Genomic DNA, 16,124 nt, shown 5'->3' on the forward strand with positions numbered 1-16,124 from the left:
GGCTTGCAACATACAGGTCGCACCTGCCGAGCTGCCCCCACCCTGCAACAGGAATTGGATTACTCTGGCCGTATGCTGAACGAATCCGACATCCAGGCTTTCTGCGAGGCTCGCCACGGCGATCCGTTTTCCATCATGGGCCTGCATGCCACTGCGGACGGTGGCTTCTGGCTGCGCTGCTTTGTGCCCGGCGCCGCCAGCGTCGACGTAGTGGACCGGGCACGCAAACGCCGCGGCACGCTCAGCCAGCGCCACCCGGCCGGGTTCTTCGAAGGCCTGATCGACACAAAAAGGGGTTTTCATTACCGCCTGCGCGTCACTTGGCAGGATGGCAGCGTCCTTACCCTCGAAGACCCCTATCGCTTTCCGCCGGTGCTCGGCGAGCAGGATGTGTGGTGGCTCGGCGAAGGCACCCATCTGCGCCCCTATGAAATCCTCGGTGCACGCCATCGCGAGATAGATGGCGTGGCCGGCACGAGCTTCGCGGTGTGGGCACCGAACGCTTCGCGCGTCGCCGTGCTGGGCGACTTCAACGGCTGGGACAACCGCCGCCATCCAATGCGCCTGCGCCGCGAATGCGGCGTGTGGGAAATCTTCCTGCCGGCGGTGCCGGAAGGCGCCTGCTACAAGTACGAAGTGCGCGCCAGCAACGGCCACACCCTGCCGCTGAAGGCCGACCCCTACGCGCTGCAATGTGAGCTGCGCCCCTCCACCGCCAGCGTGGTCAGCCATCTGCCGCCAGCTGTTGCCCCCTCCCCTGAGCGCCAGCGTGCCAACGCGCTGGATCAGCCAGTGAGCATCTACGAAGTCCATCTGGCTTCATGGCGGAAGAAAAACGACGGACAGGACTGGCTCAACTGGGATGAACTCGCCGAGCAACTGCTGCCCTACGCCCAATGGATGGGCTTCACTCATCTGGAGCTGATGCCGATCAGCGAGCACCCCTTCGATGGCTCCTGGGGCTATCAGAGCATCGGCCTGTATTCGCCCACTGCGCGCTTTGGGGATACCGTCGGCTTCACCCGTTTTGTCGAACGCGCTCATGCCGCAGGCATCGGCGTGCTGCTCGACTGGGTGCCGGCACATTTCCCGACCGATGCGCACGGGCTGGCGAACTTCGACGGCACACACCTGTATGAGTACGCTGATCCGCGCGAAGGCTTCCATCAGGACTGGAACACCCTGATCTACAACTTCGGCCGCACCGAGGTGCGCAACTTCCTGATCGCCAATGCCTTGTACTGGCTGGAGCGCTACAACGTCGACGGCCTGCGCGTGGACGCCGTGGCCTCCATGCTCTATCGCGACTACTCGCGCAAGGAAGGCGAGTGGATTCCGAATGCGCAGGGCGGGCGCGAAAACCTCGAAGCCATTGATTTCCTCAAGCGCATGAACGAGATCGTCGGCGCAGAGCGTCCACAGGCCATCACGCTGGCCGAGGAATCCACCTCCTACCCGGCCGTTTCGCGCCCCACCTTCGCAGGTGGGCTGGGCTTTCACTACAAGTGGAACATGGGCTGGATGCACGACACCCTGCAGTACATGGCGCGCGACCCGATCCACCGCAAGCATCATCACAACGAGATGAGCTTCGGGCTGGTGTATGCCTTCAGCGAAAACTTTGTGCTGCCGCTCTCGCACGACGAAGTGGTGCATGGCAAGGGCTCGCTGCTCGGCAAGATGCCGGGCGACCGCTGGCAGAAATTCGCCAATCTGCGCGCCTACTACGGCTTCATGTGGGGCCATCCCGGCAAGAAACTGCTCTTCATGGGCGGCGAGTTCGCCCAGGAGCGCGAATGGAATCACGACCAGAGTCTGGACTGGCACCTCACCGATGACGCCCTGCACGCCGGTGTTCAGCATCTGGTGCGGGATCTGAACCACGTCTATCGCGATTGCCCGGCCCTGCACCAGCGCGATGTGGAAGGCGGAGGCTTCGAATGGATCGCCCACAGCGATGCCGAGCATTCAATCTACAGCTTCGTCCGCTACGGCCACGGCGATACACCGCCGGTGGTGGTGGTCTGCAACTTCACGCCCACCGTGCATCACGCCTGGCGCCTGGGCGTGCCGCGTGAAGGCAACTACGTCGAGCGCATCAATACGGATTCCGAGTTCTACGGCGGCAGCAATGTCGGCACGCCTTCAGCGCGCAGCCAGGGCCTCGCCTGGCAAGACAAACCGGACTCGATCCAGATCGACCTGCCGCCACTGGCGACCGTGATTTTCGAGTGGCAAACCTGAGAGAGACCTGATGGAACTGCACACCCTGCTCCCCGGCAAGCCCTGGCCGCTCGGCGCCCATGCTGACGCAGGGGGCGTGAATTTCGCGATCTTCTCAGCCAACGCCACGGCCGTCTTCCTGTGCCTGTTCGACCTCGACGGCCAGACCGAGCTAGCGCGCCTGCCGCTACGCGGCCACACCCTGGACGTGTGGCATGGCTATCTGCCCGAAGCGGTGCCAGGCCTGATCTATGGCCTGCGCTGCGAAGGCCCTTGGGCCCCGCAGGAAGGGCATTACTTCAACCCGGAAAAGCTCCTGCTGGATCCCTACGCGCGCGAGATTGTCGGCCAGTTCAACTGGAACGACGCCCACTTCTGCGCGATTCCTGAGAGTCACGAACAGCCCTGCCCCGAAGACAACGGCCGCCACGCCCTCAAGGCACGCGTGCCCGCCCCGGATGACTTTGACTGGGGCGACGACGCCCCGCCCGAGATCAGCCCTGCCGACACGGTGATCTACGAACTGCACGTGAAGGGCTTCTCGAAATCAAATCCGGCCATTCCGGAGGCCTTGCGTGGCACCTACGCCGGCCTCGCCCACCCAGCCTCCCTCGCTCATCTGAAACGACTGGGCGTCACCGCCCTGAGCATCCTGCCGGTGCATTACCACCTTGACGAGTTGCGCCTCACGCAGATGGGCCTCGTCAATTACTGGGGCTACAACAGCATCAATTTCTTCACGCCGGACCCACGCTACGCCAGCGGCGCGGATGGCCTTTCGGTAGGCGACGAGTTCCGCACGATGGTCCGTGCGCTACATGCGGCAGGCATCAAGGTATTGCTCGACGTGGTCTACAACCACACCGCAGAAGGCGACGCCACCGGCCCCTCCATCAGCTTCCGCGGGCTGGACAACGCCAGCTATTACCGCCTGGACGCCAACAACAAGCGCACCTTCATCAACGACACCGGCTGCGGCAACACGCTGGATATCCGTCAGCCCAATGTCTTGCGACTGGTGCTGGACAGCCTGCGCTACTGGGTCAGCGAAATGCATGTCGATGGTTTCCGCTTCGACCTGGCGCCCATCCTCGGACGGGACGACAGCGGCTTCAACCCGCGTGCGGCCTTCTTCGCAGCCGTAGCGCAAGATCCGGTGCTCTCGCACGTAACGATGATCGCCGAGCCCTGGGATATCGGCCCTGGCGGCTACCAGCTGGGCGGCTTCCCGCGCGGATGGCACGAATGGAATGATCGCTTCCGCGATACCCTGCGTGCCTTCTGGCTGGGTCACCCCTGCACGCGCGGCGATTTCGCGATGCGCCTGTGTGGCTCATCCGATCTGTTCCAGGCCAACCGGCGCGAACCACTGGCCTCGGTCAATTACATCGTCTCGCACGATGGCTACACCTTGCGTGATCTGGTGAGCTATGTCGCCCGCCGCAACCAGGCCAACGGTGAAGACAATCGCGACGGTCACAATCACAACCTCAGCAACAACTGCGGCGAGGAAGGCCCCAGCACCGACCCGGCCGTGCTCGCCTTGCGCGGCCGCATGCAGCGCGTACTGCTGGCCAGTGCCCTGTTCTCACAAGGCACGCCGATGCTGGCGGCCGGTGATGAGCTGGGGCATTCGCAGGGCGGCAACAACAACCCCTATTGTCAGGACAATCCGGGCACCTGGATTGCCTGGGCCGAAGCGGATCAGGATCTGATTGCCTTCACTGCCAGGCTGCTGTCACTGCGCCGCCAGGCCATGCTTTTCGCCACGCACTGGTACCGGCGCGGGCCAAGCGACCTGGTGTGGCTACGCAAGGATGGTGAAGCTCTGCACAGCCACGAATGGCGCGATACTGGCGCCCGCACGCTGGGCTGCCTGATCAATCACCCTGGCCGCGCCAGCGTACCCCTGCTGCTGCTCGTGAATGCCGAACCCACCGACTGCCACTTCACGCTGCCTGCCGGTGAATGGCGCTGCTGGTTCGACACCACGGCCAGCACCGGCGAACGCGACTGGCACGGCTCCAGCACCACGCCCTTCACCCTCGGCGCGCACAGCATGGTGCTGCTCGCGGCGGGAGCAGCGAAACTGAATCTGTAGGGCCGACTTCAGTCGGCGTTCACGCTTGGCGTGCGGCTGAAGCCGCACCTACAACAAAACGCGACCAGAGACCGCAGCTTGCAACACCCGTAGCCCGGATGCAGCGCAGCGGAATCCGGGAAGCAGCCCCCGGATTTGGGCCTTCAGCCTCCATCCGGGCTACAAATATCTTCTGTATCTGCAGCAAAAAGGACTCACCCCATGCGCTTCCCCCGAGCCAGCGGCATCCTCCTCCACCCCACCTCGCTCCCCGGCCCGCATGGTTCTGGCGATCTGGGCATCGAAGCGCGCCACTTCATCGATTGGCTCGCCGCCAGCGGCCAGTCGCTGTGGCAGATCCTGCCACTCGGCGGCATTGGCCCCGGCAACTCGCCCTATATGAGCAGCTCGGCCTTTGCCGGCAATGTGCTGCTGATCGATCTGGCCGAGTTGCAGGCGCAAGGCTGGTTGCCCGCCACGCTCACGCCCGATCCGGCGTTCAGCGGCACGGCCATCCACTTCTCCGCTGTCGTCCCCTGGCGCATGGCCCGCCTGCAGGAAGCCGCCAGTTGTTTCTTCCTCTCCGCCAGCAGTCAGGCCCGCCAGAACTACGCCAATTTCTGTGCCGCGCAGGCCGGATGGCTGGACGACTACGCACTGTTCATGGCGCTCGCCGACCACTATGGCTGGCAGGACTGGTGCGACTGGCCTGCGCCGCTGGCCCGGCGAGAGCCCGCCGCGCTGAATGAAGCACGCCAGCAGCATGCCGAGCGCATCAATTTCTGGAAATTCTGTCAGTGCGCCTTCTTCCGCCAGTGGCATGCACTCAAAACCTATGCTCATTCAAAAGGCATCCAGATCATTGGCGACGCACCGATCTTCATCGCCTATCAGAGCGCCGAAGTGTGGGCTCGGCCCGATCTGTTCGAGCTTGATACGGATGGCAAGCCGCAGGTAGTGGCCGGCGTGCCGCCGGATGCTTTCACCGCAGAGGGCCAGCGCTGGGGCAATCCGCTGTATCGCTGGAGCGCCCACGCAGCCGAGCACTACGCCTGGTGGATCACCCGCATCCGTCGCACTTTCGAGCTGGTCGACATCGTGCGCATCGATCACTTTCGTGGTTTCGTCGACTACTGGGAGATTCCGGCCAGCGAGCCCAATGCGATCAAGGGACGCTGGCTGCCCGGCCCGGGCGCTGCGCTGTTCGAGGCCATCAGCGCAGCGCTGGGCCCGCTCCCGATCATCGCCGAGGATCTGGGCATCCTGACTCCGGCGGTCGACGCGCTGCGCCAGCAACTAGGCCTGCCCGGCATGCGCATCCTGCATTTCGCATTTGGCAGTCAGGGGGAGGAACGCAGCGCAAACGCCTACCTGCCGCACAACTACAGCCCGGACACCGTGGTCTACACCGGCACCCACGACAACGACACCACGCGCGGCTGGTGGGCCGAAATCAGCGAGGCCGAACGCCAGCATGTGCGCGACTACCTCGCCTGCAGCGGCGACGAAATCCACTGGAGCCTGATCCGAGCGGCCTGCGCAAGCGTGGCCGACACCACCATTCACCCGCTGCAGGATGTGCTCGGGCTAGGTTCGGAAGCGCGCATGAACTTCCCCGGCAAGGCTGAGGGCTACTGGCAGTGGCGCTTCGAATGGGCGCAGTTGCAGCCGCGCCATGGCGAACTGCTCGCCAGCCTGTGCCGGCTTTACCGGCGCTGAATCCGAAAAAAAGGCCGTTCCCCGCCAAAGCGGGAGAACGGCCAGGACTCAAGAACTTGAATTACTGGTAATACTTGTCGTAGAGCGGAGCCGTACCGCTCACCCCTTCAAGCAGGTGGACGCGGTAGTCATACTTGGCCTTGCGCGTAGCCTCGCCGCTGTAGAGATAATCGGTGCTGGTGGCGATGCCGACCACGACGCCGTTCTTCGGCGCCTTGCTCAGATCCAGACACGACTCACCGCTTTCCACCGGCTGGCTATAGACCGCCGTGCCATCGGCTGCACGGTAGGCCAGCTGGAAGCGCATGTTGTTGCCCAGCGGCTGGAAGTTGACCCGCACCTTGTTACCACTGACCTTCAACGGGATCTGGTTGGCACCACTCCAGCCCGGCAAGGTATCGGTCGCCGGGATCAGGGTCGTGCTGCTCTGAGTGGTGGCCGCGTAGAAACTCAGCTTGTGGCTGGTCTGCTTGAAGTAGCCTCCAGCCGACCCCTCCGAGACGATGGTGCGGGCCCAGTTGTCATTGATGGGCACCTTGAAACCATCCGTCCAGACACCGAAGTCGACCATGGCCTGGCGGGCACGGTATTCAGTGATCAGGCGGCGGGTCTGCGCATCACCCAGACCTTCGGAAAGCGAAGCCAGGATGTTGTTCTGCGTACCTTTCTTCCAGATCCAGGCGTTCGAACCCTGAGACAGATAAAGCGCGATGAAGTGGGAGAAGGCCGCGTTGTACTGGTTGCCGCCAAGGTATTCCCGCCAGGTGCCGATCTGCTGTCCGCTCGCAGTTTCCATGTGCACGCCTTCAGCGTTCGGGCCGCCGAAAGTGCCATCCTGCAGCCAGCCGCTGTAGTTCTCGATCGGCATGTGCGGAGCCAGGAAAGGTGCGCCATCCAGGAAGCCCACGCCACGCGAGCCGGTGCGATTGCCCGTCATGGTCATCTGCAGCCAGGTGTTGGAGCCTTCGTTGAACCAGGCCGCCTTGTTGCCCATGCTGGCCATGATGGCGTGAATGTATTCATGCGTGACGCCGTTGTACTCGCTGGCGGTCACCACCGGGTAGTAGGACAGCAACACCATCGGATAGCCATTGATACCGCTCTGCCAGCCCCCCTTCTCGGTATTGCTGGCGCTGTCGGTGCACAGACCCGAGCCAAAGAGATAGATGTTGCTGAAGTAGCCTTGCTGCTGCAGCTTGTCCACCGGCCAGCCCATCACGTTGTGGATGTAGTCGGCGTCCTTGTTCATGTGTGCGAGCAAGGCATCGATGTGGGCATCGGTAATGGCCGGGTTGCGGTTCTTGCCCCAGATGAAGGCAAAGCGCCCGGAGGTCTTGTAGCCAGCTACGAGGCTGGCGTTGCAACCCAGATAAAGTTTGAAGTTGGCCGGATTCACCGTGGCATTGGTGCTATCGGTCTTCATGTCGTAGTTCAGATCGGGCGTGTACTTCGGCCAGGTATAGGCGCTGCATTGCGCGGCCGAACTGCTGCTGGACGAAGCTGCCGAGGAAGCCACGGAAGAAGCTGCGGCACTCGAAACAGCCACCGACGATGCGGCCCGCGAGGAAGTCACGCTGCTGGAGACAGAACTGGCAACAGAGGATTTCGCAACCGAAGAACTCGCGGCACTCGAACTGCTCAGCGCGCTCGACGACGCGGCCGACGAACTGCTGCTCGATCCTGCCAACGGCACCGAACATTCATTCACACCCCCGGGAATTCGCGCACCGAAGGTTGCCTGGCTACAGGTAAAGGCACCTGTAAGTTGCCGGTAGAAGAAAGTATTGGCACGACCAAAAGCGACTTTGGTCGAGCTCGCCACGTTACAGGCAGCCCCTTCCTTGCAGATGGTTGTATAGCCTGACGGCCGGTTGGCGGCCTGGGCCCCACTCGCCAGCAATGCCGCGAGCAGCCCGACAAACAGAGGGTTCAGCTTCATCTATTTCTCCAATAATGTTGCGGATCCCTGCGCTCCCTGTGGGCGCTCTCCCTTGCTCTGCGGCATGTCAATCGGATCCGGTAGGCGAAGCTTGAGGATTGTTCAATACTGCAATCAAGTCTTTTCCTCCAGAGTGCGGATAGCTCCGTCGAACGGAAACCCATGCCTGCAGACGAGGCCGAAAATCACCGCGCAGCATCGGCCGCGCCCGGACGCCTTATAATCCGCTCCTGTCAGCGCTTGGCCAGCTAGCACGGCCGGCGCACCAGAACCTGCCCCGCCACACCGGCCGCGCAGCCCGCAAGGGCTTTTGCGCGGCGTTTTCCATTGCTGCACACCACGATGAGCTCCCCAGCCCTGCCCCCGCTCCAGCCCCTCGCCGCCTTTAGCCTGCCCAAGCCCGGCCAGCGTTTCGACCTGCCGCGCCTGCACGGCTCGGCGGATGCCGCCGCACTCGCCCAGCTCGCGGCCAGTGGGCAGAAGCTGATCGTCATCACCGCCAATCCGCTTGATGCGCAGCGCCTCGTCGAAGAGATCGCCTGGTTCGCCCAGGGCCTGCGCGTGCATTTGCTACCGGACTGGGAAACCCTGCCCTACGACAATTTCTCGCCGCATCAGGATCTGATCTCCGAGCGCCTCGCCACGCTCTACGCGATCCACAAGGGCGAGTCGGACATCACCCTGCTGCCAGCCACGACTGCCTTGTACCGCATGGCACCGCCCCAGTATCTCGCCGGCCACACCTTCTTCATGAAGGCCAAGCAGGTACTGGATGTGGAGGCCTTCAAACTGCAGATGGCCCTGGCCGGTTACGAGCATGTGACCCAGGTGGTGCGCCCCGGCGAATTCTCGGTGCGCGGCGGCTTGATCGACCTCTTCCCGATGGGCGTGAAGCTGCCTTACCGGATCGATCTCTTCGATGACGAAATCGACACCATCCGCACCTTCGATCCAGACACCCAGCGCACCGTTTATCCAGTGCCGGAAATCCGCCTGCTGCCGGCACGCGAATTCCCGATGGACGACAAGGGGCGCAGCCATTTCCGTGCAGCCTTCCGTGAAGCCTTCGAGGGCGATCCGACCAAGAGCCCGATCTACAAGGACGTGTCCAACGGCGTCGCCTCCGCCGGTATCGAGTACTACCTGCCCCTGTTCTTCGATGCCACCGCCAGCCTCTTCGACTATCTGCCGAAGAATGTGCTGCTGGTCACCCATCAGGATGTGCCTGCCGCCATCGAAGCCTTCTGGGTCGAGGCTAATAGCCGCTACCGCCTGATGGCCGGTGACCGAGCGCGGCCCCTGCTGCCCCCCGAACAACTCTTCCTGCCGGCCGAGGCTTTCTGGCTTGCCGCCAAAGGGCTGCCACGCGTCGCCATGGGCGAGAAGAATGAGGGCCACGCGCTCAGCTCGGCGCTGCCGGATCTTGGCGTAGAGCGCAAAGCCAGCGACCCGCTGCACAAACTCAAGCACTACCTCGCCAACTTCCCCTGGCGGGTGTTGGTGCTGGCCGAGTCAGCCGGCCGTGCCCAGACCATCACCGAGTATTTTCACGAATACGATCTGAAACCCGCCGCCAGTGCCGATCTGGCCGGCTTCCTCGCCACCGACGCCCGCCTCGGGCTGGCCAGTGGACCGCTCTCGGCTGGCTTCGTGCTGCCCGGCGCCAACATCGCGATCCTCACCGAAAACGAGCTCTACGCCGCCCAGGCCCGCCCGCGCGGACGCGGCCGGGATGCCCGCAAGAGCACGGTCGAAGGCTGGCTCAAGGATCTGTCGGAGCTCAAGATCGGCGACCCTGTGGTGCACCAAAGCCACGGCATTGGCCGCTATCTGGGCCTGGTGCACATGGACATGGGCGAAGGTGACACCGAATTTCTGCATCTGGAATACGCGGAGGACACCAAGCTCTATGTGCCGGTGTCGCAACTACACGTCATCACCCGCTACGCCGGCGCCGACCCCGAGAACATCGCGCTGCACAAGCTCGGTTCAGGGCAGTGGGAAAAAGCCAAGCGCAAAGCTGCCCAGCAGGTGCGCGACACCGCAGCCGAACTGCTGGTGCTGTATGCCAAGCGCGCCGCGCGCCCAGGTCACAAGTTCGATTTCAAGCAGCACGACCTGGAAGCTTTCGCCGAGGGCTTCGGCTTTGAGGAAACGCCAGATCAGCTCGCCGCCATCAACGCCGTGGTGGACGACATGCGCTCAGGCCGGCCGATGGACCGCCTGGTGTGCGGCGACGTGGGCTTCGGCAAGACCGAGGTGGCCTTGCGTGCCACCTTCATCGCGGTGGCCGACGGCAAGCAGGTCGCCGTGCTGTGCCCCACCACGCTGCTGGCCGAGCAGCACTACCAGACCTTCGCCGACCGCTTCGCCGACTGGCCGATCAAAGTCGCCGAGATTTCGCGCTTCAAGACCGCCAAGGAGCAAGCCGAAGCCATCGAGATGCTGGCGCAGGGCAAGGTAGATATCCTGATCGGCACCCACCGCCTGCTGCAGAAAGACGTTGAATTCAAGCGCCTGGGCCTCGTGATCATCGACGAAGAGCACCGTTTCGGCGTACGCCAGAAAGAGGCCCTGAAGAACCTGCGCTCTGAGGTCGACATCCTCACCCTCACCGCCACGCCGATCCCGCGCACCCTGGGCATGGCCATGGAAGGCCTGCGCGAATTCTCGGTCATCGCCACCGCGCCGCAGAAGCGCCTCGCCATCAAGACCTTCGTGCAGGGCTGGAGCAAGGGCATCGTGCGCGAGGCCGTACTGCGCGAGTTCAAGCGCGGCGGTCAGGTCTACTTCCTGCACAACGAAGTCGACACCATCGAGAACATGCGCAACACGCTCACCGAGCTGCTGCCCGAAGCGCGCATCGTGGTCGGCCATGGCCAAATGAACGAGCGCGAGCTGGAACGCGTGATGAAGGACTTCACCGCCCAGCGCGCCAACCTCCTGCTGTGCACCACCATCATCGAAACCGGCATCAACATCCCGACAGCGAACACCATCGTCATCAACCGCGCGGACCGCTTCGGCCTCGCGCAATTGCACCAGCTGCGCGGACGTGTGGGGCGCTCGCACCACCAGGCCTATGCCTATCTCCTGACCGATGCCAACGCCAAGCCCAGCGCCAATGCGCAGAAGCGCCTGGAGGCCATCACCATGATGGAAGACCTCGGCTCCGGCTTCTTCCTCGCCATGCACGATCTGGAAATCCGCGGCGCCGGCGAGGTGCTAGGCGACAACCAGTCCGGCGAGATCCAGCAGGTCGGCTTCGCGATGTATTCGCAGATGCTCAACCGCGCAGTGAAGGCGCTGCAGAACGGCAAGGAAGTCGATCTGGCCCAGCCGCTGGACGTGACTTCCGAAATCAATCTGCATGCCCCGGCCCTGCTGCCCAACGCCTATTGCCCGGATGTGCAGGAGCGCCTCACGCTTTACAAGCGCATGGCCAACTGCGAGGACGTGGACGAACTGCAAGCCATCCAGGAAGAGCTCATCGACCGCTTCGGCGAGCTGCCCGCACAAGGCCAGGCGCTGCTCGAAACCCACCGCCTGCGCATCGCCGCAAAACCCCTGGGCATCATCAAGATCGACGCGTCTGAAGGCCGCATCCATCTGCACTTTGAGCCCAATCCGCCGATCGAGCCGATCAAGATCATCAAGCTGATCCAGAACAACCGGAACTGGAAACTCGCCGGGCAGGACAAGCTCACCATCAGCATCACCGCAGATACGTTCGCAGAGCGCGTCAACAAAGTGCGGAACTGTTTGAAGCAACTATCCGCTTAGCATTCCTCGCAGATCATCGCTTTTGCAGCACATGAAAGCCACGCCCCAAGCGTGGCTTTCTTCTTTCTGCCCTATCAGGGGCATGAACCAGACAAAGGGCCCCGGTTTGCCGTAGCCAAGCTCTGCAAGGCCTCTTCAGATTTCAAGGCTTAAAGCCGTTAGCAATACATGCCGGGCGTTCTTCGTAGATTGGGCGAATGAGCCCGCAAGGCAGAACTTTCGCGGCCAATGCCGCCTTACCGGACAAATCTCGCCATGACACACACCGCGCCACACGCCGTTTTCGGTACTGAAGATGTACTGATCCGTCTATGCAACGCCGTCAAACAAGTGCTCACATCGGCAAGTCATAGCGAAATCCGCTACTCAGGCATGGTTCAGCGGATCAGCAAGACCTGCCTGAAGCCGGATATCGGTTGCTTTGTGCTGTTTGATGGCGGGTTCTCCGGTCTGGTGGTGCTCAATTTTTCAGCCCCTGCTGCCATGGAGCTGTATGAGCAGTACATGCTCAACATGGGCATGAGCAAAACCGATCTCGCCGCGGCACATACCTCTGACGATGTGGCCAACGTCATGGGCGAGCTGATGAATCAGATCGTGGGAGAGTTCGTGGCCACCATGGCGAACGAACTGCAGACGCACATTACCCAGAGTCAGCCCAAGATGCTGGTCATCAACAAGCAGGTGATGCTGAGCGTGGATACCAATATTGATACGCCGGAAGCCCGCCGGGTGACCTTCCACACCGGCCGCAACAACATCTTCTATCTGGAAATGGCCATCGACCGGACCGAGTTCATCCAGCTCTACGACTTCGAGCCTCAGGCCGCCCAGGATCCGGATGAGCTGCTCTCCCGCACCCAGGCCGATGCACAAACAGAAGTGGAAACTCGCCCCAGCGGAGAAGGCCGGCACGACAAGCTGCTGGATGATCTGGGCATGTAAGACCACCGGGCCAGGAGAGAGCTACAAAGGCAGCCAGTCCAGCCCTCAGTCCACCACCACTTCCCCGCCCTCAGTGAAGACCAGCAAGGCCTTCACTGGTTTGCCCACAAAAACCGAAGTCAGCAGCGCGCGATAGCCTGCAATCTGCAGCCGGTAATCCGCCAGCAGCGCATCCGCTGGCGCATGGCCGCTCTTGTAGTCGAGCACCCAGATCGCATCCTCGCATTCCACCCAGCGGTCGATGCGGCCGGGCTTGCCGTCATGCCCGACAAAACTCGTCTCGTTACCAGCGCGCCGGTATTGCGCGGGATCGAAGAAGCGCGTCAGCGTCGGGCGGCCCAGCAACTTGCGCGCAGCCTGCTCCACCGCCGCCTCCGCCTTCGGCAGCGGCCAGCCCGCGCAGTACGCCTCCAGCCAGGCATGCAGTGCGCTGCCAAAAGCCATGCCCTGTGCATTCGCATCCAGAACTGTCTGCGGCGCGCGGCTCCGCTGTTCGCCCACTTTCGGCACAGCCGGCTGCTGCGCAGCCGCCGCATCGCCCCGCTCGACCTGCCCGAAGAATTCAGCCGGACGCGGCACGGCGGGTAATTCACCCCTCACGCCCTGCTCCGCGCCCATCTTCAGCATCGCCTCCCCGATGCGGCTGTACGCCGTCGGCACGCTGGACTTGCGCGCTTGCGCGATGCCGGAAACGATCAGCACCTGCTCGGCGCGGGTGATCGCCACGTAGAGCAAGTTCAGCTCTTCGCGCTCGGCCGCCAGCTTCTCGGCTTCCAGGAAGGCGCGCCGCGCCGGGCCGACTTCGCTCACGCGGCCGAGCAGCGAGAAGTGCTGCGGCAGGTCGGCCTCCGCCGGCCAGTCCATCACTACGCCATAGCCTTCGGCATTGCGCGGCGTGGCGTTCGCGTCGATCAGCCACACGATGGGAGCCTCCAAACCTTTGGAACCGTGGATGGTCATGATGCGCACGCGGCCCAGGCCTTCTCCGGCGGACGCGACCAAGCCTTCATCCGGCGCTTCCTCGTCGGCCGCCGACAGGCGTGCCAGCTCATCGACGAAGCGCGTGAGGCTCGGGTAGCGCCCCGCATCCACGTTGAGCGCCAACTCCAGCAGGGCTTCGAGGTTGGCATGCACGCCGGGCCATAGCGCAGGCGGCAGGGCCGCGCGAGTACGCGCGAACCAGTCCGCCTCGTGGAAGATGCGGTCGATCAGGTCATGCGCCGGCAGGTGGGCCGAGGCTTCCAGCCAGCCGCTGAGCAAGTCTGCCGCGCGGCGCATCGCCGGGCACTCGCCGGCCTGCCCGAGCCGCCGCAGCACCGGCCACCACGGCCCGCGTTCGACCGAGAGGGCCAGCAGGTCGTCATCCGTGAAGCCGAAGGCCGGCGTGCGCAGGCTGTGCGCGAGGCGCAGGTTGTCGGCCGGGTCGGCCAGAAAACGCAGCACGGCGAGCAGATCCTGCGCTTCCAGTGTGGCCAGCAGCCCGCCCTGCCCCGGACTCACAAAGGGAATGCCGGCCTCGCGCAGCGCCGCCTCGTAGGTGGCGAGGCGCGTCTTGGCGCGGGTCAGGATCAGCACGTCGGCATAGCGCGCGGGCCGCGCCTTGGCGCCCGAGCCAATCTGCCAGCTGCCCACCATTTCATTGATGCGCCGGGCGAGCTGCGCGGCCTCCTCAGCACGGCGCAAGTCTTCCGCCTCCACGCGCGGCGCCTCCAGCGGCAGGCGCCAGCCCTCGCCGGCTTCCTCTTCCGCCGCCTCCGGCACTGGAATCAGCGGCAGCAACTCCACGCGCGCCGGCAGCGTCGCCTGCTCGGTGGTCTGCGCCGAGAAGCCCGGCACGCCGTCGAACACCGCATTCACCAGATCGACGACGCCGGCCGCATTGCGGAAGGTGTGGGCGTTGTTCACATACTCCGCGCCGAACTCGCGCTGAAAGTATTCCCCCGCCGCCGCAAAGAGCTTCGGCTCCGCACGACGGAAGCGGTAGATCGACTGCTTCGGATCGCCCACCAGAAACACGCCGGGCCTGGCTACGCCCGTTCCTGCATAGCCGTCCAGCCAGGCGCGCAGAATGCGCCACTGCAGCGGGTTGGTGTCCTGAAACTCGTCGAGCAGGATGTGGCGGTAGCGAGCATCCAGCCGCGCCTGCAGCCACGCCGCCGTGCCTTCTGCATGCAGTAAGTGATCAATCTCCGCCTCCAGATCGCCAAAGTCCATCACCCGGCGTGAGCGCTTGAGTTCCTCCAGCTTCGCCAGCAGGGCTTCGCCCACCACCAGTGCCTGGCGGTTGAAGAGCGCGTTGCGCTGATCCTGCTGCGCCTCGATAGCCGCGATCAGGCGCGCGCTCCACTCGACGTGCAGACGCATGAATCTCTCATCACCGTCCGCCCCCAAGCGCTTGATTTGCTCCTTCCCGGACTTGCGCGTGCCGCGCGACTTGTTTTCCTTGGTCAGGAAGGCCGCGCGGATCGCCGCGAATGCGGGGCCCGGATCATCCTGTAGGTGCGGCTTCAGCCGCACATCGCCGGCTGAAGCCGGCCCTACATCTTTATCGAAGGCCTCACGCAGATCCACCACCGCCTGCGCCAGCGCATTGCCCAGCGCCTGATCGCCAGCCGTGTTCTGCCCGAGCAGGCGCGCGAAGTCTTCCAGCTCTGCCAGCCGCACCGGCGTAAAGCAATCGGCGAACGGGTCGCTGCCCGCGCCGAAGGCCGCGTCGAGCGCGGCCAGCGCCGCTTCCACGCCGCCCTGCGCCTCCAGCCACACGCGCCACTCGGCGCGCCGGTCCACGAAGGCACGCAGCAGCTTCTCGCTCATCGCGCGGCCCACCTCGGCGTAGAGCCACAGCAGCGCGCTCGCCACCGGGCCGTCCGGCGCGCGCGCGCAATCGGCCGCGAGTTGCGCCCAGGCCTCGTCGAGCAGGCTGCCGGCGGCTTCGTCCAGCGTGCGCCCGGCCACGCCGCTCTGCAGCGGCGCACCGCTTAGCAGGCGAGCAAACCAGCCGTGGAAGGTGGTGATCGTGATCGGCGGCTCGGCCGCCAGCACCGCCTCGAACAGCCCGCGCGCACGCGGCAGCGCCGCCGAGGCCTCCGCCGGCGACAGGCCACGCTCGCTCAGAATCTTCAGCGCCGCGTCGTCATCGGCCCGCGCCAGTTCGGCCAACAGACCGCGCAAGCGCGCCTCGATCTCGCGCGCCGCCTTGCGCGTGTAGGTGATCGCGAGGATTTCGCCGGGCTTCACGCCAGCCAGCAGCAGACGCAGCAGGCGGCCAGAGAGCAGCCAGGTCTTGCCGCTGCCGGCACAGGCCTCGACCACCACGCTGCGGGTGGGGTCGAGAGCGAGAAAGCGTTGGGTTTGGCGGTGTTCGGGGGTCATGTGTATTCAGGATTTGGGTAGGGTGCGCAATGCGCACCATTGCCAGGAACAGCGAACCGAATC

7 protein-coding genes are annotated in these 16,124 nt (G+C 64.0%); 5 read left to right on the top strand and 2 right to left on the bottom strand.

What is annotated here, in order from left to right:
* Positions 1–72: 72 nt before the first annotated feature.
* From glgB to malQ, 3 genes are all read left to right on the top strand, one after another.
* Positions 73–2,244, top strand: a complete 2,172-nt coding sequence (glgB, locus tag C0V76_RS13490; protein ID WP_101943049.1) for a 1,4-alpha-glucan branching protein GlgB — start codon at positions 73–75, stop codon at positions 2,242–2,244.
* 10 nt (positions 2,245–2,254) lie between these two features.
* Positions 2,255–4,324: a glycogen debranching protein GlgX gene (glgX, locus tag C0V76_RS13495; RefSeq protein WP_101943050.1), complete on the top strand. Its 2,070-nt coding sequence runs from the start codon at positions 2,255–2,257 to the stop codon at positions 4,322–4,324.
* Positions 4,325–4,525: 201 nt separating this feature from the next.
* Positions 4,526–6,022: a 4-alpha-glucanotransferase gene (gene malQ, locus C0V76_RS13500; RefSeq protein ID WP_101943052.1), complete on the top strand. Its 1,497-nt coding sequence runs from the start codon at positions 4,526–4,528 to the stop codon at positions 6,020–6,022.
* A gap of 61 nt (positions 6,023–6,083) precedes the next feature.
* On the opposite strand, the gene C0V76_RS13505 is transcribed toward malQ, so the two are convergent.
* Complete coding sequence (locus tag C0V76_RS13505; RefSeq protein WP_216821738.1) at positions 6,084–7,961, bottom strand: hypothetical protein; 1,878 nt, start codon at positions 7,959–7,961, stop codon at positions 6,084–6,086.
* 342 nt (positions 7,962–8,303) lie between these two features.
* On the opposite strand from C0V76_RS13505, the gene mfd reads away from it, so the two are divergent.
* Together mfd and C0V76_RS13515 are read left to right on the top strand one after the other, a co-directional pair.
* Positions 8,304–11,744, top strand: a complete 3,441-nt coding sequence (gene mfd / locus C0V76_RS13510; protein ID WP_101943209.1) for a transcription-repair coupling factor — start codon at positions 8,304–8,306, stop codon at positions 11,742–11,744.
* A gap of 255 nt (positions 11,745–11,999) precedes the next feature.
* Complete coding sequence (locus C0V76_RS13515; RefSeq protein ID WP_101943054.1) at positions 12,000–12,689, top strand: DUF3334 family protein; 690 nt, start codon at positions 12,000–12,002, stop codon at positions 12,687–12,689.
* A 45-nt stretch (positions 12,690–12,734) separates the two neighbouring features.
* Here the strand turns inward: C0V76_RS13515 and C0V76_RS13520 are convergent, their stop codons facing one another.
* Entirely contained in the window at positions 12,735–16,061 is a 3,327-nt protein-coding gene (locus tag C0V76_RS13520; RefSeq protein ID WP_101943055.1) for an exodeoxyribonuclease V subunit beta, read from the bottom strand.
* Positions 16,062–16,124: the final 63 nt, after the last annotated feature.

It is taken from the genome of Uliginosibacterium sp. TH139 (assembly GCF_002855595.1).
Classification (GTDB): domain Bacteria; phylum Pseudomonadota; class Gammaproteobacteria; order Burkholderiales; family Rhodocyclaceae; genus Uliginosibacterium; species Uliginosibacterium aquaticum.

Bases quoted from the DNA above. Each gene is read 5' to 3' on its own strand.
- glgB (WP_101943049.1), top strand. From the start codon at position 73: ATGCTGAACGAATCCGACATCCAGGCTTTCTGCGAGGCTCGCCACGGC.
- glgX (WP_101943050.1), top strand. From the start codon at position 2,255: ATGGAACTGCACACCCTGCTCCCCGGCAAGCCCTGGCCGCTCGGCGCC.
- malQ (WP_101943052.1), top strand. From the start codon at position 4,526: ATGCGCTTCCCCCGAGCCAGCGGCATCCTCCTCCACCCCACCTCGCTC.
- C0V76_RS13505 (WP_216821738.1), bottom strand. From the start codon at position 7,961: ATGAAGCTGAACCCTCTGTTTGTCGGGCTGCTCGCGGCATTGCTGGCG.
- mfd (WP_101943209.1), top strand. From the start codon at position 8,304: ATGAGCTCCCCAGCCCTGCCCCCGCTCCAGCCCCTCGCCGCCTTTAGC.
- C0V76_RS13515 (WP_101943054.1), top strand. From the start codon at position 12,000: ATGACACACACCGCGCCACACGCCGTTTTCGGTACTGAAGATGTACTG.
- C0V76_RS13520 (WP_101943055.1), bottom strand. From the start codon at position 16,061: ATGACCCCCGAACACCGCCAAACCCAACGCTTTCTCGCTCTCGACCCC.